The organism is Streptomyces sp. NPDC030840 (genome assembly GCF_055572015.1).
Map to the genome: position 1 here is coordinate 50,698 of NZ_JBVIEE010000025.1, position 18,040 is coordinate 68,737.

Below are 18,040 nucleotides of genomic sequence, written 5' to 3' on the forward strand. Positions count from 1 at the left end.
ACTCTCCGCCGGACGGGGGTGGTTCCGGTGACGTGCGCCACAGCGGGTGGCGTGCGGTGTGCGGCGACCGCCTTCCGCGGTTACTCCTCCTCGGGCTCCAGCCCCATCTCCTTGGCGCTGTACCGGGGCAGCTCACCGGTGTCGATCGTCCACGTGCCCAGATCCGTGCTGACGGTCACGGGCTTGCCGTAGGACTGACGCAGGCGGTTCTCGTACGCGGGCCGCCCCTCGGACCGGCCGATCCCCCACTGGTAGGTCCACGTCCCGTCACGCGGGTCGATGATCAGGTAGTGGCGGATGCCCATGGCCGGGTAGTCGCGGGTCTTGTGCTCGTAGTCGTTCTCAGGGTTCGAGGGGGAGACGATCTCGATCGCGACGATGATCTCGTGGGGATCGAGAGGCTCGTCCGTCTGCATGGCCTCGCTGGAGCAGACGAGGATGTCCGGAACACGCAGCTTGCCGAGCGACTCGTCGTCGGTATCGGTGGCTTGGAAGGCGAAAAACCCCTCCGGAAGTTGCGCGTCGAGCTGCCGGGAGACCCACTTGGCCGTGAACTGGTGGCGGGGCGGCGGGCTTGTCATCATCACGAGCTGCCCGTCACTGATCTCTGGCCAAGTGAAGCCGGGCGGCGGGGTGATGTGGTCACGGCGGTGGCGGAGCCGCCGGTACAGGCTCTTCTGGGTCATCAAGGCCTCCCGCATCCAGCATGAGGGGTGCGGTGTGATCGCGGGCATCATCGGAGCAGACCTCGGCACTCGGTGGCGATCTCGGCCCAGACCGTCTGACCGCCGCCCACTCCGTGCACCCCCCAACGGTCGGCCAGCGCATCCGTGATCAGCAGCCCGCGCCCGTGCTCGCCCTCCGGGTCGGACGGCGTTCCCGATGCGTCCAGCGGCACGCCGCCGCGCCCCTCGTCGAGCACGCCGATCGTGACCGTTCCGGCACGTGGGCGCAGGTCACCGTGATGGTGCTGCTGTCAGTGTGCTCCAGGGCGTTCGCGACGAGTTCTCCGGTGACCGTCTCCAGGTCGTCCGTCGTACGGGGAGGCAGGCCCCACGATCGGGCGGTGTCCCGCACGTAGCGGCGGGCCGCGGGCTCGGAGGCGAGGTCGTGGCCGGGGAGGGTGAGCAGGGCGTACGCGCGGGCTGCGGGCGGGACGCTCGGGAACGCGGGCGCCGGCGGCGTTCCCTCCAGGTGAGCCGGCGGCACTCCGCCGAGCCGCGCACCTCGGGACCTGGCGATGAGCAGGGCCTCTGCGAGCGCGTCGGCCAACTGCCCTGCCAGGGCCGCGAGTTCCTTGTCCAGATTCACATTCCGACTTACAAGCAAGTCTCCTGCACACGCGAGGAGCCGGTCTGCGAGGTCGAGTTGCATGTTCTCGACCCGATCCGCATGCCGGAAGGCGGGCTCGCCTCCATCCGTGAGGAGAAGGCAGGGTTGGCCGTGGGCACCGTTCCAGGGCAGGAGCCGCGCGAGGTTCACTTCACCCTTCCTCTCGTTCACGCAGCCGCTCCCAGTTGGGCGTGGATGTCGCGGGTGTCGAGGTCGACGCCGTAGCTGGCGCACCACAGAGTGTCTCGCCGCAGCCGCTGGATCCGCGCCTCCTCCTGCCGTTCGTAGGCCTTGAGGTAGGGGCGGACGAGGGTGGTGGCGGAGCCGTCGATGGGTTCGTTGGAGGCGTGAACGTGACCCTACGAGGCTCAGCAGGACCGGCCGGTCGTATGCAGATCGCCCGGGGCCTCAGGGCACTCCGTACGCGGGCCGGTCTCACACAGTCCGAGGTGGCGAAACGGGCGGGAGTCTCGGTCGGAACTGTGAATCGCTACGAGACGTGGCAGGACCGTGCGAAGCTCAGGCTGCCGACCGTGAACGCCCTGGCGGATACGTGCGGCGCGACACCCCAGGAGCGCGCGGCCTTGGCCCAGCTCGTCCGGAACCAGGAGAACGGCTGGTGGATGGACCTCCCCGCCGTCCCCGAGGTCATGGACCCGCTGTTGTCGTTCGAGGACGTCGCCGAGTACGAGCATGTCTTCGCCAATGCCCTGGTGCCCGGACTGCTGCAGACGCGGAACTACGCCCTCGCCCTGCATCGCGCCCAGGACGCCCGCGCCGGAAACGACGTGATCGAGAGCAAAGTGGACGCCCGCCTCAAGCGGCAGGCCATCCTGGACCGCTCTCCTGCCATGCACCTGTGGGTGGTCCTCGACGAGGCCGTACTGCGCCGAACTGTCGGTGGTGATGAGGTGATGGCCGAGCAGATCGATCACCTTCAGCTCATGGCGCGCCGCCCCAACGTGGACATCCAGGTGCTGCCGTGCACCGCGGGCGCACACGCCGCAGGATCCGGCGGGCATTTCCTGATCCTCGGCCGGGACGACGAAGGCGACCCCCTCAGCGGTGTGAACGTCGTCTACCTCGAACTCCACAAGCGGGGCCTCTATCTCGACGCACCGGAAGAGTACAGAGCTACAAACTCATGTTTGACTACTTGCGGTCCCAAGCTGCCGACACCTCGGCCAGCCTGAACCTGCTGACTGCCGCGAGACAGGAGCTCTTCCGATGACCGAGGCGCCAACCCCCGTTGAGCTCGCACCTGAGATCTGGCGCAAGAGCAGTTACAGCGCGGCCGACAACGAGTGCGTCGAGATCGCTGTCCACAGCCGTCTCGTGTCCGTACGCGACTCGAAAGCCCCTCACCGAGGCGTGCTGGCCGTGCCGCACTGCGCTTTTGCCGCCTTCATGGCAGGGTTGAAGGCGCGGAAGGACATACGTGAGGTGCTGTAACCATCAGGTCTTCGCGGGCGTCGCGGCCGTCGACCGCGACCCGTGACCCGTGACCCGTGACGACGCTCGGTGGGCAAAGCGTCGTGCTCCTGCTGCGGGCCCGGCGCTTCGTCTGCGGCAGCGCGGCCTGTTCGCGGTGCACCTCCCCGGAATTGTTCGCGCGGCTGACCGCCCCCTACACGCGCTTACCGCGCCTTGAACCGCTGCTGGAGCACGTCGGGCACGCTGGGCCGGAGGGGTCGGTGCCCGACTACCAGTGCAACTCCCAGAACCTCGTCACACGCGTCCAGGAGTTGACCCAGGCCACCGCAGAACTCGAAGGCCGTCTCCGCCATGCCATGGAGGGAGAAAGCGCTCCTTGAAGGCCGAGTCAGTGAGCTCGAAGACGACCTCGCGGCTGCTCGCGCCAGCCTCCGGAGAATGATCCGCGCGGAGGACGCATCGCCCAGCACTGCGTGATTTTGCAGGCCAAGTGGCTTGTCGAGCGATGTTGGACGGAATCTGCATTTCCACCTGGCGGCGATCCTCTGAGCCCGGCGCTGCCCGGTGTGATCAAAGGTTGAACAGTCGTCGGGCGTTGCCGGACAGGAACAGCTCGGTGGCCTCCTCATCCAGGCCCAGATCACCGAGGTGTTCCAGCGCTCGGCCAGGGGTGATCATGGGGTAGTTGGTGCCGAACAGTATCTTCCTGCGGCCCCGGCCTCGCAGGTAGTCGACCAACTCGCGTGGATAGCGGCGGACAGTGTAGGCGCTGGTATCGATGTAGACGTTGGCGTGCTTGTCGGCCACCGCGATCATCTCGGCGGTCCACGGGTAGCCAATGTGTCCGCACACGATGGTCAGCTCGGGGAAGTCGAGGGCGACTTGGTCAATGTAGGGGATGGGACGGCCGGTCTCGGACGGGCGCAGCGGGCCGGTGTGCCCGACCTGTGTGCAGAAGGGGATGCCGAGGTCGACGCAAGCTGCGTACAGCGGGTAGTACAGCCGGTCGGTGGGCGGGAGCTGCCACAGCCAGGGCACGATCCGCAGGGCCACAAAGCCGAGTTCCTGCACAGCCCGGCGCAGTTCCCGCACGGCATCAATCGGCCGCGTGAGGTCCGCGCCGGCCACCCCCCGCAGCCGTCCGTCGGACTGGGCGACGAACTCGGCCACTTCGTCGTTGCTGATCAGCGGCCCTTGCGGCCCGTACCAGGCCGCTGAAAGCCCAATCTCGACTCCGCCCGTGGCCATCGCGGCCACTGTGGCCTCGACCGGCAACTGCTCCTTCAGCAACCCCTGGCCCGTCCATCGACGCAATGACTCAAACATCTCGTGGTTTGAGTGACGGAGTGTTGGGTGCTGCATCCACGCATCGATGACTGCCATCAAGTTTCCTGCCCTCTGCTGGCGCCACCGGTCATCCTGCCCCGAAGTGGCCAAGCGATCGCTTACCGCGACCGTAGCCGTTGCGCATTGCCCACAGCCAACGTTTGAGACGCAGTCAAAAGGCGTGCCCGGCTCACAAGTCGGCTACGACCAGCCGGTAGCCGGCATCGAGCGCTTCGCGGTCGAGCAGGTCGGCATGACGTTGATGCCACCGGCCGGAAGACACGTCGTCGGCCAGCCGGGCCAAGCCTGGCTGGATGACGTCGTCGCTGATCTGGGCGAACATCGAGATACCCGCCCGGACTTCCGGATCGAGGTACGCCTCGGGTCGGCGCCAGAATGCGGCGAGGAATCCGTCGGCGCAGTCGTGCGGGATGGGGACGGTCTCGACGCGGGCGCCTCCTAACAGCGTGACCAGGCGGTCGACGCCGACGGCTCGTGTGTCGTCGAACGCGGCTGCCTCGGGCAGGTACTCGTCCAGCAGCCAGAACCTGCGGCTGATGTCGTGGTCGAAGGTGAAGATGACGATCCGTTGCCGGGCAACGCGACGGAGTTCCCCGATGCCGGCATCCAGGTCGCTCCAGTGGTGCACGGTCAGAAGGGCCATCACCGCATCGGCCGAGTCATCGGCGAGAGGGATCGACTCCGCGGATGCTTCCAGAGCCCGCGCGGATCCGGCCGGACGCTGGGCGATCATCACTGCGCTGGGTTCAACAGCCAGCACCGTTTGCGGCGGCTCGTAGGAGCCGGTGCCGGCTCCGACGTTGATCACGGTGGCAGCACCACCCAGGGCCTGATGAATCCTGGCGGCGATTCGGGGGTCCGGCCGCCTGGTGCAAGCGTAGGTCGCACCGATGCTGTTGTAGGTCGCCATACCACGCAGTATGCGCGCTTGCTGCTGACATCGGGAGGAGCACGCAGCGGCGGTGATCCGCAGCACGACGCCGCCTCCGCGGCGTGAGGCGCGACCAGCATCGGACCGACCCTCGAAGCCGTCCGGCACGATCAGAGTCTGGGCCCAGTTGTGATGCGGCCCAGCCCACTACGGTCAGGGGGCATTGCAATTGATGAGGATGCCCTTGGGGCGCGGAACAGGTTGCTTGCTGTCGAGCCCGCCCTCACCCCATGGGCCGGTAGTACCGAAGCACCCCGAACAGGTGGGCGAACCATTCCTGGAGACGGTCATGGCGTTTGGCGTCGACCACGCACTCGTAGAAGCGGCCGTCGACGTGGACGACGCCCATGACGAGTCCCTTGTTGTCGGTGTGGGGCTTGTAGTGGACGCTGCGGATCTCCGGCCAGGAGAAGTCGATGGTCCGGCCGTGGTCTTCGAAGGAGACGCCGGAGATGTCGACGACGATGGAGTTGTGACGGTCCACGGCCAGGAACTCCGGGCCCGCGGGCGCGGCCGGCTGGGGTGACGGCGGTGGCGGGGCCGGGTACGGGGCGTACGGCTGGGGTGGTGGCGGCGGCGCGTAACCCTGGGGCGGTGGTGGTGCGTACGGCTGGGCGGGCGGTGGTGCGTGCGGCGGGGGCGGAGGGCCGAAGCCGGGGGGCGGTGGTGGCGGTGACGGCTGTGGGCCTTGGTCGGGCTGCTGCATGCTCGCGTCCCCCTCGCGCGTCTGTCCTGGTGCCGTCGGCGTGATCCTCGACGCACCGTATCTCTCGCTCACCGGTGAAACATTCGCCGGGGTCCACCGCATCAAAGTAGTGGAGCGGTGCCACGAGCCCACACGAGTGCAGGGGGAACGCATGAGACACGTCCGCGCGGACGGCTATCCGGAGTTCGCGGCGGCACGCGCGGGGCACCTCTACCGGTCCGCCTGTCTGCTGACGGGCGGGGACACCCATCTCGCCGAGGACCTCGTGCAGGAGACGCTCGGGCGGCTGTACGTGAAGTGGGGGCGGGTGTCAGGGGTCGGGAACCCGGCCGCGTACGCGCAGACCGTGCTCACCCGCACGTTCCTCTCCCACCAGCGGCGGCGCAGCAGTACCGAGCGGGCCACCGACACGTTTCCCGACCTGCCGGACCCCCACGGCGCCGACACACCGCTGCGGCTCACCCTCGTCGAGGCGCTGGCCCAACTGCCCGCCAAGGACCGGGCTGTGATCGTCCTGCGGTACTGGGAGGACCGCTCCATCGAGGAGACCGCCAACGCGATGAACGCCAGCTCGGCCGCCGTACGCACGCGCTGCGTCCGCGCGCTCGCCCGCCTCCGGGAGCTGCTCGGCGAGGACCTCGGCGAGTACGCGACACCCTGACCCACCCCGCGCCCACACACGTACGCCCCTGAAGAAACGGTGGTTCGCCATGCCCGTCGAACATCACGAGGACCCCTTCGAGGACCGGCTCGGTGACGCCCTGCGTCAGGCGGGCGGAGCCTTCGAGGCCGACGGCACCGCCCTGGTCGCCGGCGGGGAGGTGCGGGGGCGCAGGTTGCTGCGGCGGCGCCGCGCCACCGTCGCCGGGGGCGTCGCCGGCGTCGCGCTCGCGGGGGTCGGCGGTGCCCTGCTCGTTCCCTGGGGCGGGGGCGGCGACGAGGAGTCCGTGGCGGGCGACCCGAAGCCGAGGCCGTCCTCTTCCCTCTCCGCCTCCCCCACGCCGTCCCGGCCGGTGTCGGGCGACGCGCTGCTCCGTACGCTCAAGGGTCTGCTCCCGGAGGGGAGGTTCAGCGGCGAGAACGCCCGTGGAACCGGCGCGGACCTCGGCCCCTCCGCGCGTCTCGTCTACGACGACGGCAAGGGCCCCGCCGCGATCGGCATCAGCATGGACCGCGTCGAGCCGGGCAGCCGGCAGGCCCGCCAGGTGACCACGTGCCCGGCCCAGGAGCTCACCCCGCACGACGCCTGCTCCACGAGCCGGCTCCCCGACGGCTCACTGCTCATGGTCTTCCAGGGCTACGAGTATCCCGACCGGCGCGTGGACACCAAGTGGTGGAACGCCGAACTCGTCACCCCCGAGGGGTACCACGTCTCGCTGAGCGAGTGGAACGCCGCGGCCGAGAAGGACGCACCGGTCAGCAGGCCCGACCCGCCGCTCTCCGCGGATCAGTTGAAGAAGGTCGTCACCGCCAGGGCATGGCGTACGGCTGTCGACGCCATCCCCGAGGCCCCGGAGGCTACGGCCTCCCCGACCGCGCCCGCCGAGCCCCCGGCCGCCGACGGCCCGGCGATCCGCAAGACGCTCGTCAGCCTGCTGCCCAAGGACCTCAAGGTGGTGTCGAAGGGGGGCCAGGAGTCCGAGTACGGCTTTGCCGTCGTCGACGACGGCAAGGGCGCGACCTTCGTCCAGATCAACGTGCAGCCCGGCATGTCGGACGTCGAGGACCAGCTCTTCGGGCCCGACGCCGAGGTCCTGCCGGACGGCACCAAGGTGACGACACGGAAGGGCCCGGGCGACGACAAGGGCGCGGCTCTGGTGATGTGGACCGTCGACACCATCCGCACCGACGGTGTGCGGGTCGTGGTCAGTGCCTTCAACTCCGGCTCCCAGGTCACCGCCCCGACCCGCGCCACTCCCGCCCTCACGATGGGGGACCTCAGGAAGATCGCCACAAGTGAGCGGTGGGAGCGGCTCCTTCAGGCCGGCAGGTGAGAAGAACCGATCAGAAGGACCGGTCAGAAGGACCGGTCAGAAGGACCGGTCAGAAGGACCGGTCAGAAGGACCGGTCAGAAGAACTCCGCCCACGGCTGGTCCCAGATCTGCTTCACGCACAGCACCAGGAACAGCAGTCCCGCGACGGCCAGCATCACGTTGCTGAGCGGCCCGTTGCGCCACTGACTTGGTGTGCGCGAGGAGTTGAGGAGCCAGAGCAGTGTCCCGGCGAGGAAGGGGAGGAAGGCCGCGCCCAGGACGCCGTAGATGATGATCAGGCGGAAGGGCTGGCCCTGGAAGAGCAGCACCATCGGCGGGAAGGTCAGCCACAGCAGGTACGCGCGGAACGGCCACGACCGCTCCCGCTCGCCCGAGGCGACCTCCTCGCCCTTCAGCTCGCCGCCGCTCGTGCGGTAGCGGGCCACGAAGTCGGCGAACATCAGGCTCACGCCGTGCCAGACGCCGATCAGCGAGGTGAAGGAGGTGGCGAAGAAGCCGATCAGGAAGAACTTCGCGGTGGCCGTGCCGTACTCGTCCTCCAGGATGCCGCCGAGCTGGATCAAACCCTTGTCGCCGGTCGCGATGGCGATGTTCGCCGAGTGCAGGAGCTCGGCTCCGACGAAGAGCATCGCGATCACGAAGATGCCGGTCGTGGCGTAGGCGACCCGGTTGTCCAGGCGCATGACCTTCATCCAGCCGGTGTCCGTCCAGCCCTTGGCGTTGACCCAGTAGCCGTACGCGGCGAGCGTGATCGTGCCGCCGACGCCGCCGATCAGGCCGAGGGTGTTGAGGACGGAGTCCTTCTCGTCGGGCAGGACGGGGAGGAGGCCGGCGAAGGCGTCGGGGAGGTTCGGGGTCACCCGGACGGCCAGATAGACCGTCACCACGAACATGACGCCCACCAGGACCGTCATGACCTTCTCGAAGACGGCGTACTTGTTGAACCAGACGAAGACCAGGCCGACCAGCCCGCAGGCGATGCCCCACCACTTGAGGTCCATGACGTCCGGGAACAGCGCCTGCAGCGGCAGCGCGCTCGACGACATCGCGGCCGCGCCGTACACGAAGCCCCAGATCACGGCGTAGACGACGAAGAAGTACGTCGTCCAGCGGCCGAGGCTGGCCCAGCCGTCGAAGAGGGTGCGGCCGGTGGACAGGTGCCAGCGGCCGGCCGCCTCCGCGAGGGAGATCTTGACGAGGCAGCCGATCACCGCGGCCCACAGCAGGGTGTAGCCGAAGTTGCTGCCCGCGATGAGGGTCGCCACCAGGTCCCCGGCGCCGACGCCGGTCGCGGCGACCACGATGCCGGGACCGATGTACTTCCAACTGGACTTGCGGGGGGCCGCGGTGGCCTTCCCTGTCGCTGTGTTGTCCGTGGTGTCCGCCATGCCGATCAAGAAAGCGCAAAGCGGTCGAGGGCACAAGAGGGCATGCCGTGAAGGAAGCCGGTGGGTGGACGGTCCCCGCGAGGGGCCGGCCCGGCAAGGAACTGGTGATGCCAAAGGGCGGGCCATGCCAAGAAGCCGACCATGCCAAAGGCCCGGCCCCGCCAGGGAGCCGACCCCACCTAGGAACAAGTGAAGCCAAAGGGCAGGCCACGCCAAGAGGCCGACCATGCCAAAGGCCCGGCCCCGCCAGGGAGCCGACCCCACCTAGGAACAAGTGAAGCCAAAGGGCAGGCCACGCCAAGAAGCCGGCCCCGCCAAGAAGCCGACCATGCCGAAGGCCGGGCCCGGCCGAAGGCCCGGCTATGGCCAAGGGCGGGTCCCGGCGGCCTGGCCTGCCGCCGGGGTTCGGGATGCGGTCCGGGACGGAACGCGCGGGCTACGGCTGTCGCCGACCGCAGCCGTCCAGTCCGCACGTGCCGAGCTCGAACCACACGGTTTTGCCCGGCCCGTCCTGGTGGCAGCCCCAGCGCTGCGCCAGCGCGTCCACCAGGAACATTCCGCGGCCGCTCTCCGACGTCTGCGCGACACGGCGCACACGGGGACGACGCCGGTCGGTGTCGGACACCTCGCAGCGCAGGACGCCGTGCGCGGCCGTCAGCGTCAGCCGGAGCCGGCTCTCGGCGTGCACCAGGGCGTTGGTGACGAGTTCGCTGACCAGGAGCTCCACCGTCTCGCTCTGTTCGGTGAGTCCCCAGCTCTCCAGCTGTCTTCGGACCTCCGCGCGGGCCTGTCCGGCGGCGGAGGGAAGGGGTTCGTACTCGACGCTCCGGTGCCCCGCGCCCAGCGGTAACACGGAGAGTGTGCCGAACCGAGGGCCGTGTTCGGAGAGTTCGGAGAGTTGGCCCTCTTGTGTCTCAAATCCCTCGGAAAGTCGCAGCATGGGTCCAAGTTATCCCTTTGGGGCGTCCGGCACACCCGGAGGAATGCGCGATTCCGCGCGTACGCACACCGTAGGCGCCACTACAGAATCCTGCGTACGGGACCACGTTGACGCCTCCGCGCACCCAACGTGGCGCGCCCCGGGCGGCGTTGGACCAAGGCAGCGTGGACCTCTGCGGCGACAGCGCCAACTCGGGCCACCTACAGGCCACTTCAGGCCACTTCAGTCCGCCCTCGCCGCTCCTCAACCCCCTCGCACTCTTGACCTGCTCATGCCACGCCCGCACGATGAGCGCCACACCCGCACCAGAGGTCGTACGTCGCACAGAACCACCCCCCGCTCCACTCCCCGTCCGGAGACCCCGGATTCCCCGGAGAACCTAGGAGACTCATGCGACTCCGCACACGCGGCAGCGGCAGACCAGGTCGCCGCTCCGCCGCCCTCATCGGCCTGCTGGCCCTCACCCTCGCGGCGCCCGTCGCCGCGACGACCACCACCGACGCCACGGCGACCAGCGCGCAGCGCCCCACGGCCTCCGCGGACGACATCCGCCAGTACGAGGTCACCATGCACTCGGACGCCAAGTCCCGCACGGCGCTGCAGCAGGCGGGCGTGACCGTGGACAGCGCCGACGACCACACGGTCTTCATCTCCGGCCGCGCGGACCAGATCAGGAAGCTCAAGCGGCTCGGCTACGACGTCACACCGGCGGGTGCCGTACCCGACCGGTCGGGCGGCGAGGACGACGTACGGCTCCTCGACTTCCCCTCGGCCGACTCGCGCTACCACAACTACGCCGAGATGAACACGGAGATCGACCAGCGGATCGCGGCGTACCCGAGCATCATGAGCAAGCGCGTGATCGGCAAGTCGTACCAGGGCCGCGACATCGTCGCCATCAAGATCAGTGACAACGTCGCGAGCGACGAGTCCGAGCCCGAGGTGCTGTTCACCCACCACCAGCACGCCCGTGAGCACCTCACCGTCGAGATGGCGCTCTACCTCATCCGTGAGCTCGGCGCCGGGTACGGATCGGACTCCCGTGTCACCAACATGGTGAACAACCGTGAGATCTGGATCGTCCCCGACCTCAACCCGGACGGCGGCGAGTACGACATCGCCACCGGCTCGTACCGGTCCTGGCGCAAGAACCGGCAGCCCAACAGCGGTTCGTCGGCCGTCGGTACGGACCTGAACCGGAACTGGAACTACCGGTGGGGCTGCTGCGGCGGATCGTCCGGCTCCACGTCCTCGGAGACCTACCGGGGCACGTCCGCCGAGTCCGCACCCGAGGTGAAGGTCGTCGCCGACTTCGTGCGCAGCCGCGTCGTGGGCGGCAAGCAGCAGATCAAGGCGGGGATCGACTTCCACACCTACAGCGAGCTCGTGCTCTGGCCGTTCGGCTACACCACCGCCGACACGACCACCGGGATGACGGCGGACGACCGCAACGCGTTCGCGACCGTCGGCCAGAAGATGGCCGCCAGCAACGGGTACACGCCCGAGCAGTCCAGCGACCTCTACATCACGGACGGCTCGATCGACGACTGGCTGTGGGGCAACCAGAAGATCTTCGGCTACACCTTCGAGATGTATCCGGGGTCGGCCGGCGGTGGCGGTTTCTACCCGCCCGACGAGGTCATCGAGCGGGAGACGTCCCGGAACCGGGACGCGGTGCTGCAGTTGCTGGAGAACGCGGACTGTATGTACCGGTCCATCGGCAAGGAGGCCCAGTACTGCGGGTGACGCTCCGCTGAGGCGCGGTGGTTGAGAGCGGCGCGGGGCTGTGCGTTGTGGCTGGTCGCGCCCACGCGGCGCAGCCGCACAGTGTCACAGCCCCGCGCCCCTTACGGGGCGCTCTCCTCCGCCGCGCCGTCCTCGAAGTACGCGTCCAGTACCTCGTCCAGCTGGGTGTCCCACTCCTGGAAGCGGCTCCTGGACGTCGCCTCGATCTCGATCGGGTACCAGCGGCTGTCCGGGGTGTGCACCGTCACCGTGAACCGCTTCCCGAAGCGCGGCGTCTCGGTCTCCACGGCGCCGATCTCGTCCCAACGGAACTCGCAGCTCTGGTCGTCCAGGGAGAGCCGTACGCCCTTGTGGTCCGCGACGATCCTCGCGCGGCGGTCGGACGCCTCGAAGACGGGACCGCCGGGCGCCTCCTCCTCGTCGGTCCCCTCGTCCTCCTCGTCCTCCTCGTCCTCCTCGGCCGCTTCGGCTTCGGCCTCGGGCTCCTCAGGCGCCTCGTCACCGGCGTCGGCGTCGGTCTCGTCCGCCTCCTTCCGCCTGGCGTCCTTCGGCTTGGCGTCCTTCGGCTCGCCGGACGCGGGTGAGGGGAGCCCGGGGATGAAGGCCGGGTCGAATCCGGCGCCCTCCAGGGGCTGGCTGCTCGAACCTATGCGCTGCTCCACAGCGGGAAGTATGGTCGACGATCCTGTGCCGGGCACAGCCAGCCCCTTGTTCGTTACATGCGTTACATGAGTTCCATGCGCCCGGCGCCTCAGACGAAGACGCTCAGCAGCGCCGCCACCGCGAAGCCCGCCACCGACAGCACCGTCTCCAGCACCGTCCATGACTTCAGGGTGTCGCGTTCGCTGATGCCGAAGTACTTGGCGACCATCCAGAAGCCGCCGTCGTTGACGTGCGAGGCGAAGATGGAGCCCGCCGAGATCGCCATGATGACCAGGGCGATGAAGGCCTGGGAGTGGTCGCCCTCGGACAGCAGCGGCGCGACGATGCCCGCCGTCGTGACGATCGCGACCGTCGCGGAGCCCTGGGCCACGCGCAGGACCACCGAGATCAGGTAGGACAGCACGAGCACCGGCAGGCCCACGTCGTTGAAGGTGTCGGAGAGGGCCTGGGCGACCCCGCTGGCCTTGAGGACCGCGCCGAAGACACCGCCCGCGCCGACGACGAGCAGGATGTTGCCGACCGGCTTGAGGGAGGCCGTCGACACCGTCTCCAGGGACCTGCGGGACCAGCCGCGGCGGATGCCGAGCAGGTAGTACGCGAGGAACAGGGCGATCGTGAGCGCCACGAACGGGCTGCCGAAGAACTCGATCACCGAACGGCCGGTGGAGGGGTCCAGCGCGATCGAGGAGAACGTGGCGGCGAGGATCAGGACCAGCGGCGTACCGATGATGGCGAGCACCGTGGTGAGCGGCACCGGCTTCTCCTGGGGCTCGACGCCGGCCGCGCGCTGCTCGTCGATGACGGCCTGCCTGGCCTCCTCGGCCGCCTCGACCATGTCCTGCGGCACGGCGACGAAGATCCGCTTGCCGATCCACGCCGAGTACGCCCAGGCGGCGATCACGGCGGGGATGCCGCAGACGACGCCCATGAGGATGACCCAGCCGAGGTCCACCTTGAGCAGGCCGGCGGCGGCCACCGGGCCGGGGTGCGGCGGCAGGAACGCGTGGGTCACCGACAGGCCGGCGAGCAGCGGCATGCAGTACAGCAGGATCGACTTGCCGGAGCGCTTGGCGGCGGCGTACACGATCGGCGCGAGGACGAAGATGCCGACGTCGAAGAACACCGGGATGCCGAAGATCAGGCCCGTGAGGCCCATGGCGAGGGGGGCGCGCTTCTCGCCGAAGAGGTTCAGGAGGCGGGAGGCGAGTACCTCCGCGCCGCCGCTGACTTCGAGGATCGCGCCGAGCATCGTGCCCAGGCCGATGATGATCGCGACGTGACCGAGGATGCCGCCCATGCCGGACTCGATGGTGGACACGGCGTCCGACTTCTGGACGGTGCCGAAGAGTTCGGTGACGGACAGGCCCGCCGCCAGGCCGACGGCTATGGAGACCGCCAGGAGGGCCACGAACGGCTGGAGTCTGACCCTGATGATCAGTACGAGGAGCAGGACGATGCCGAGGGCCGCGACCGTCAGGAGCCCGGCGGTGCCGTCGATGAGGGTGAGCAGGCCGCCGGTGTGGGGAGGTGTCTCGGGGGCGGCCGCCGCGAGGGAAAGGGCTGTTGGGGGAAAGGGTGTTGGGGACATGGGTGGGGGGACCTCTTCGTAAGTGCATAAAGCTCTTGGGCAGGGGGGATCGCGGCACGGCGCCCCGTGCGGGGGTGTGGGCGTCGTGCCGTGAGGGCGTACGGAGTGCGGGAGTCGAGGGGGTGTCAGCCGAGCACGGCCAGGGCGTCGATCTCGATGAGGAGGCCGGCGGGGAGGCCGACGTAGACCGTGGTGCGGGCGGCGGGCGGAGCGGTGAGCTGCTGCTCCTCGAAGTACTGGTTGTAGATCGCGTTCATCTCGGCGAAGTGGTCGACATCCGTGAGGTAGACGCGGATCATCATCACGTCGTCCCAGCCTGCGCCGCCCTCCTCGAGGATCGCCTTGACGTTGGCGAGGGTCTGGAGGGTCTGCTCGCGCAGGGTGGGCCCGGCGGGCGTGGGCGGCTTGCCCTCCTCCGCCGGCAGGAAGCCGACCTGGCCGGCGACCTGGAGGATGTTCCCCTTCTTCACGCCGTGCGAGAACTTCGCGGGCGGGGTGGTGTGCGTCTTGGGGGTGAGCGCGATCTTGTCGGTCATACGGTGTCCTTTGCCGTGTCGGTCATAGGGGGTCCTTGGCCGTGTCGGTCATACGGTGTCCTTCGCCGGGGTCCTGCCCGAGTACTCGCGGCTGACGGCCTCGGCGGTGCGGCGCACCAGGGGGAGGAGGGTGAGGAGTTCGTCGGCGGTGACGACGACGTTGGGGGCCGAGACCGACATCGCGGCGACGACCCGGCCGTCGGCTCCGCGGATGGGGGCGCCGACGCAGTTGATGGACTCCTCGTGGCCCCCGAGGTCGGTGGCCCAGCCCTGCTCGCGCACTCGCTCCAGTTCCTTGAGGAAGGCGGCGGCGTTGGGCGTCGAACGGCGCGTGTAGAGGGGGTAGTCGAGCTTGTCGGCGAGGGCGCGGCGCTCGGCCTCGGGAAGGTCGGCGAGGAGCAGCTTGGCGACGGCGGCGACGGTGATCGCGACGGGTTTGCCGATCCGGGAGTACATGCGCACCGGGTAGCGGCTCTCGACCTTGTCGATGTAGAGGACCTCGTTCTCCTCGTAGACCGCGAGGTGGACGGTGTGGCCGCACTCCTCGTTGAGGCGTACGAGGTGGGGGTGGGCGATCTCCCGGACGTCGAGGTTCTCGACGGCTTCCTGGGCGAGGGCGAACAGGCGGGCGCCGAGGCGGTAACGCTGGTCGGACTGGCGGTAGACGAGGCCGTGCTCGTGGAGCGTGCGCAGGAGGCGCAGAGCCGTGGACTTGTGGACGCCGAGGCGGTCGGCGACCCGGCCCAGGTCGGCGGGGCCCTCCGCCAGCAGCGGCAGGATGCTGAGGGCGCGGTCGACGGTCTGGCTCATGGGTGCTGTACCTCCTCCTCGGCCCGGGTGGCGGCTGTGGTCCAGCCGGGGCCGAGACGAAGTGTGCCCCAGGTCCCGTCGTCCAGGTCGGCGAGGCGGTCGGCGTACTCGCGGGTGGGGGGCGTGGCCAGGTCACCGTGCACCGTGAGCACGGCGGCGGCCATGAGATGACCGTGGCGCAGGCGGGCCCGTGCGGGGAGTCCGCGCAGCGTGGCGGACAGGAATCCGGCGGCGAAGGCGTCTCCGGCGCCCACGGGGGCGACGACGTCCACGTGGAGGGCGGGGGCGTGGGTGATCGTGTCGGCCGCCGGCCCCGACAGGGCCGACGGGACCGGCGGGGCTGACAGGGCTGGTGGGGCTGACGGGGCTGGTGGGACTGGCTGCCCGGACCGGTCCTGGGGCCGCTCGAACAGGGTCGCTCCCTGGGCGCCCTGCTTCACGACCAGCGTGCGAGGCTCGGGGAGGGCGTCCCGTACGGCCCGGGGCGCGCCCTCGACGCCCCAGGCGGCCGCCGCCTCGTCGGCGCCCACGAACACGATGTCGGCGCGTCGGGCGAGGTCGAGCAGGACCCGCCGGCCGTCGGCGTCGCGCCACAGGCTGGGGCGGAAGTTGACGTCGAAGGAGACGAGCGGGCGGCCGGGGCGGGGCTCGGTCAGTTCCCGGAGCAGGGCGTGGCAGTCGTCGGACAGCGCCGCGGTGATCCCGGAGAGGTGCAGGACGCGGCCCGCCCGCACCGCCGCGAGGTCGACGTTCCCCACGGCCATCGCGGACGCGGCCGAGCCCGTCCGGTAGTACGCCACCTCGTGCCCGTCGTCGGCCCGGTCGCCCGCCGTACGGAAGTAGACGCCGGTGGGGCGCGCGGGGTCCCGTCGCACGGCGGAGACGTCGACACCGTAGCCGCCGATGGTCTCGACGAGGTGGTCGCCGAAGCCGTCGGCCCCCACTCGGCTCACCCACCGCGTCGTGTGTCCGGCGGCGGCCAGCGCGCACGCAACGTTGGACTCCGCTCCCCCGATGTCCCGCGCGAAGGACGGGACGTCGGCGAGGCGGCCCGGCCGGGAGGGAAGGAAGGTGACCATGGACTCGCCGAGTGCCACCACGTCGACGACGCCGACGCCCGTACCCACACCGACACAGGTGCCGCGAGCCGCGCCGTTGTCCGCGTGGTCGGCGGATCGGTCGGTGGTCACACAGGCTCCTTGTCGGTGCTGGGCGATGGGGCGGGGTCAACGGCTCCGTTGACCCGGTGTTGGCTGGGATGTTAGACAGCTCTGAGCGACATACGCAATGACCGTTGCACATAGCGCAATCCGCCTGATCAGGGAGGCCCCATGGGTGCGGAAGGCAGTACCGACGTACGGACCGAGGCCCTCGCCCGCCTGGCCGCAGAGCGCGTCGGCCACCGTTTCAAGGGCCTCCCTCCGGACGCCACGGAACTGACCGTCGGCGAGCTCACCGCCGAGCGCCGCAACCTCTTCACGGGCGGCTTCACCACCCCGGTCCTCGCCCTCTCCGCGGAGCGCCTGGAGCACAACCTCGCACTCATGGAGACGTACGCAGCCCGTCACGGCCTCGTGTTCGCACCGCACGGCAAGACGTCCATGGCCCCGCAGTTGTTCTGGCAGCAGATCGACCGGGGCGCGTGGGGCATCACGCTGGCCGTTCCGCATCAGGTGCGGGTGGCGCGGGAGTTCGGGATCGAGCGGATCTTCCTCGCGAACGAGGTGGTCGACGAGGCCGCGCTGAAGTGGATCGCGGCCGAGCTGGACGCCCACCCCTCCTTCCGGCTCGTCTGTTACGTCGACTCCGTGCGCGGGGTCGAGCTGATGGACTCGGCCCTGCGGGGTGCCGCCTCCCGCCCGCTGGACGTGGTGGTCGAGCTCGCCGCCGGTGAGGGCGCGCGGACCGGTGTCCGGACCGAGGCGGAGTGCGCGGCGGTGGCGGACGCGGTGGCGGCCGTGCCCACGCTGCGGCTGGTGGGTGTGGCGGGCTACGAGGGCGAGGTGCCCGGGGCGGACCCGGAGCGGGTGCGGGCCTGGCTGCGGCGGCTCACCGCGCTCGCGACGGACTTCGACAAGGCCGGGCGGTTCGCGGGACTGGACGAGATCGTGGTGAGCGCGGGCGGGAGCGCCTGGTTCGACGCGGTCGCGGACGTGTTCGCGGGGATCCCCGAACTCTCGCTGCCCGTACTGAAGTTGCTGCGGTCCGGGGCGTACGTCTCGCACGACGTGGGCCACTACCGCCGGGTGACCCCGTTCAACCGCGTCCCGGAGGAGGGCGCCCTCCTGCCCGCCTTCCGCCTGTGGTCCCAGGTGGTCTCCCGCCCCTCCCCCGAGCAGGCCTTCGCCAACGCGGGCAAGCGGGACGCGGCGTACGACCTGGACCTGCCCGCGGCGGAGGTGGTACGCCGTGCCGGGGCCGACCGTCCCGCCACCGGCATCACGGTCACGTCCCTCTCCGACCAGCACGCGTGGCTCGCCACGGACCCCGAGGCGGATCTGGAGGTCGGTGACTGGCTGGCCCTCGGCCTCTCGCACCCCTGCACGTCCTTCGACAAGTGGCAGCTGATCCCCGTCGTGGAGGCGGACGGCACGGTCGTCGACTACGTCCGCACGTTCTTCTAG

The 18,040-nt window shown here is 69.7% G+C and carries 19 protein-coding genes; 7 read left to right on the plus strand and 12 right to left on the minus strand.

The annotated features are described in order from the left end of the window. Positions 1-80 precede the first annotated feature (80 nt). Both ACZ49J_RS37240 and ACZ49J_RS37245 read right to left on the minus strand, forming a co-directional pair. Positions 81-686: a Uma2 family endonuclease gene (locus tag ACZ49J_RS37240; protein WP_467457175.1), complete on the minus strand. Its 606-nt coding sequence runs from the start codon at positions 684-686 to the stop codon at positions 81-83. Positions 687-834: 148 nt separating this feature from the next. Next, entirely contained in the window at positions 835-1,311 is a 477-nt protein-coding gene (locus ACZ49J_RS37245) for an ATP-binding protein (protein WP_467457173.1), read from the minus strand. Between the two features lie 410 nt (positions 1,312-1,721). On the opposite strand from ACZ49J_RS37245, the gene ACZ49J_RS37250 reads away from it, so the two are divergent. The 3 genes from ACZ49J_RS37250 to ACZ49J_RS37260 are packed head-to-tail and all read left to right on the plus strand — an operon-like array spanning position 1,722 to position 3,146. Beyond that, positions 1,722-2,525, plus strand: a complete 804-nt coding sequence (locus ACZ49J_RS37250) for a helix-turn-helix domain-containing protein (RefSeq protein WP_467457172.1) — start codon at positions 1,722-1,724, stop codon at positions 2,523-2,525. 34 nt (positions 2,526-2,559) lie between these two features. Beyond that, on the plus strand, positions 2,560-2,784 hold the full coding sequence (locus tag ACZ49J_RS37255) for a DUF397 domain-containing protein (RefSeq protein ID WP_467457171.1): 225 nt from the start codon (positions 2,560-2,562) through the stop codon (positions 2,782-2,784). A gap of 56 nt (positions 2,785-2,840) precedes the next feature. Then, positions 2,841-3,146, plus strand: coding sequence for a hypothetical protein (locus ACZ49J_RS37260; protein WP_467457170.1), 306 nt, complete (start codon positions 2,841-2,843; stop codon positions 3,144-3,146). Positions 3,147-3,336: 190 nt separating this feature from the next. Here ACZ49J_RS37260 and ACZ49J_RS37265 read toward each other — a convergent pair whose 3' ends face one another. The 3 genes from ACZ49J_RS37265 to ACZ49J_RS37275 form a co-directional block, all read right to left on the minus strand. Then, entirely contained in the window at positions 3,337-4,149 is an 813-nt protein-coding gene (locus ACZ49J_RS37265; RefSeq protein ID WP_467457169.1) for an amidohydrolase family protein, read from the minus strand. Positions 4,150-4,282: 133 nt separating this feature from the next. Continuing rightward, on the minus strand, positions 4,283-5,023 hold the full coding sequence (locus ACZ49J_RS37270) for a class I SAM-dependent methyltransferase (RefSeq protein WP_467457167.1): 741 nt from the start codon (positions 5,021-5,023) through the stop codon (positions 4,283-4,285). A gap of 244 nt (positions 5,024-5,267) precedes the next feature. Continuing rightward, positions 5,268-5,750 carry a hypothetical protein gene (locus tag ACZ49J_RS37275; RefSeq protein WP_467457166.1) on the minus strand — a complete coding sequence of 161 codons (483 nt, stop codon included), beginning with the start codon at positions 5,748-5,750 and terminating at the stop codon, positions 5,268-5,270. A 151-nt stretch (positions 5,751-5,901) separates the two neighbouring features. On the opposite strand from ACZ49J_RS37275, the gene ACZ49J_RS37280 reads away from it, so the two are divergent. After that, positions 5,902-6,411, plus strand: coding sequence for a SigE family RNA polymerase sigma factor (locus tag ACZ49J_RS37280; protein WP_467457164.1), 510 nt, complete (start codon positions 5,902-5,904; stop codon positions 6,409-6,411). 49 nt (positions 6,412-6,460) lie between these two features. Continuing rightward, entirely contained in the window at positions 6,461-7,744 is a 1,284-nt protein-coding gene (locus tag ACZ49J_RS37285; protein ID WP_467457163.1) for a hypothetical protein, read from the plus strand. Between the two features lie 75 nt (positions 7,745-7,819). On the opposite strand, the gene ACZ49J_RS37290 is transcribed toward ACZ49J_RS37285, so the two are convergent. Together ACZ49J_RS37290 and ACZ49J_RS37295 are read right to left on the minus strand one after the other, a co-directional pair. Beyond that, positions 7,820-9,133 (minus strand): Nramp family divalent metal transporter, encoded by a 1,314-nt coding sequence (locus ACZ49J_RS37290; RefSeq protein ID WP_467457162.1) that lies wholly within the window; start codon positions 9,131-9,133, stop codon positions 7,820-7,822. A 436-nt stretch (positions 9,134-9,569) separates the two neighbouring features. Beyond that, entirely contained in the window at positions 9,570-10,073 is a 504-nt protein-coding gene (locus ACZ49J_RS37295) for an ATP-binding protein (protein ID WP_467457161.1), read from the minus strand. Between the two features lie 390 nt (positions 10,074-10,463). On the opposite strand from ACZ49J_RS37295, the gene ACZ49J_RS37300 reads away from it, so the two are divergent. Next, positions 10,464-11,819 carry a M14 family metallopeptidase gene (locus ACZ49J_RS37300; RefSeq protein ID WP_467457159.1) on the plus strand — a complete coding sequence of 452 codons (1,356 nt, stop codon included), beginning with the start codon at positions 10,464-10,466 and terminating at the stop codon, positions 11,817-11,819. Between the two features lie 101 nt (positions 11,820-11,920). Here the strand turns inward: ACZ49J_RS37300 and ACZ49J_RS37305 are convergent, their stop codons facing one another. From ACZ49J_RS37305 to ACZ49J_RS37325, 5 genes are all read right to left on the minus strand, one after another. Continuing rightward, on the minus strand, positions 11,921-12,481 hold the full coding sequence (locus ACZ49J_RS37305; RefSeq protein ID WP_467457158.1) for a hypothetical protein: 561 nt from the start codon (positions 12,479-12,481) through the stop codon (positions 11,921-11,923). Between the two features lie 89 nt (positions 12,482-12,570). After that, entirely contained in the window at positions 12,571-14,070 is a 1,500-nt protein-coding gene (locus ACZ49J_RS37310) for a GntP family permease (RefSeq protein WP_467457157.1), read from the minus strand. A 125-nt stretch (positions 14,071-14,195) separates the two neighbouring features. Next, positions 14,196-14,606, minus strand: coding sequence for a RidA family protein (locus tag ACZ49J_RS37315; RefSeq protein ID WP_467457156.1), 411 nt, complete (start codon positions 14,604-14,606; stop codon positions 14,196-14,198). 48 nt (positions 14,607-14,654) lie between these two features. Then, positions 14,655-15,416 carry an IclR family transcriptional regulator gene (locus ACZ49J_RS37320; protein WP_467457154.1) on the minus strand — a complete coding sequence of 254 codons (762 nt, stop codon included), beginning with the start codon at positions 15,414-15,416 and terminating at the stop codon, positions 14,655-14,657. Further along, on the minus strand, positions 15,413-16,495 hold the full coding sequence (locus tag ACZ49J_RS37325) for a sugar kinase (protein WP_467457233.1): 1,083 nt from the start codon (positions 16,493-16,495) through the stop codon (positions 15,413-15,415). Before ACZ49J_RS37325 ends, ACZ49J_RS37320 begins: the two co-directional genes overlap by 4 nt. Before the next feature lie 252 nt (positions 16,496-16,747). Between ACZ49J_RS37325 and ACZ49J_RS37330 the strand changes: the two genes are divergently transcribed. Next, positions 16,748-18,040: an amino acid deaminase gene (locus ACZ49J_RS37330; protein WP_467457153.1), complete on the plus strand. Its 1,293-nt coding sequence runs from the start codon at positions 16,748-16,750 to the stop codon at positions 18,038-18,040.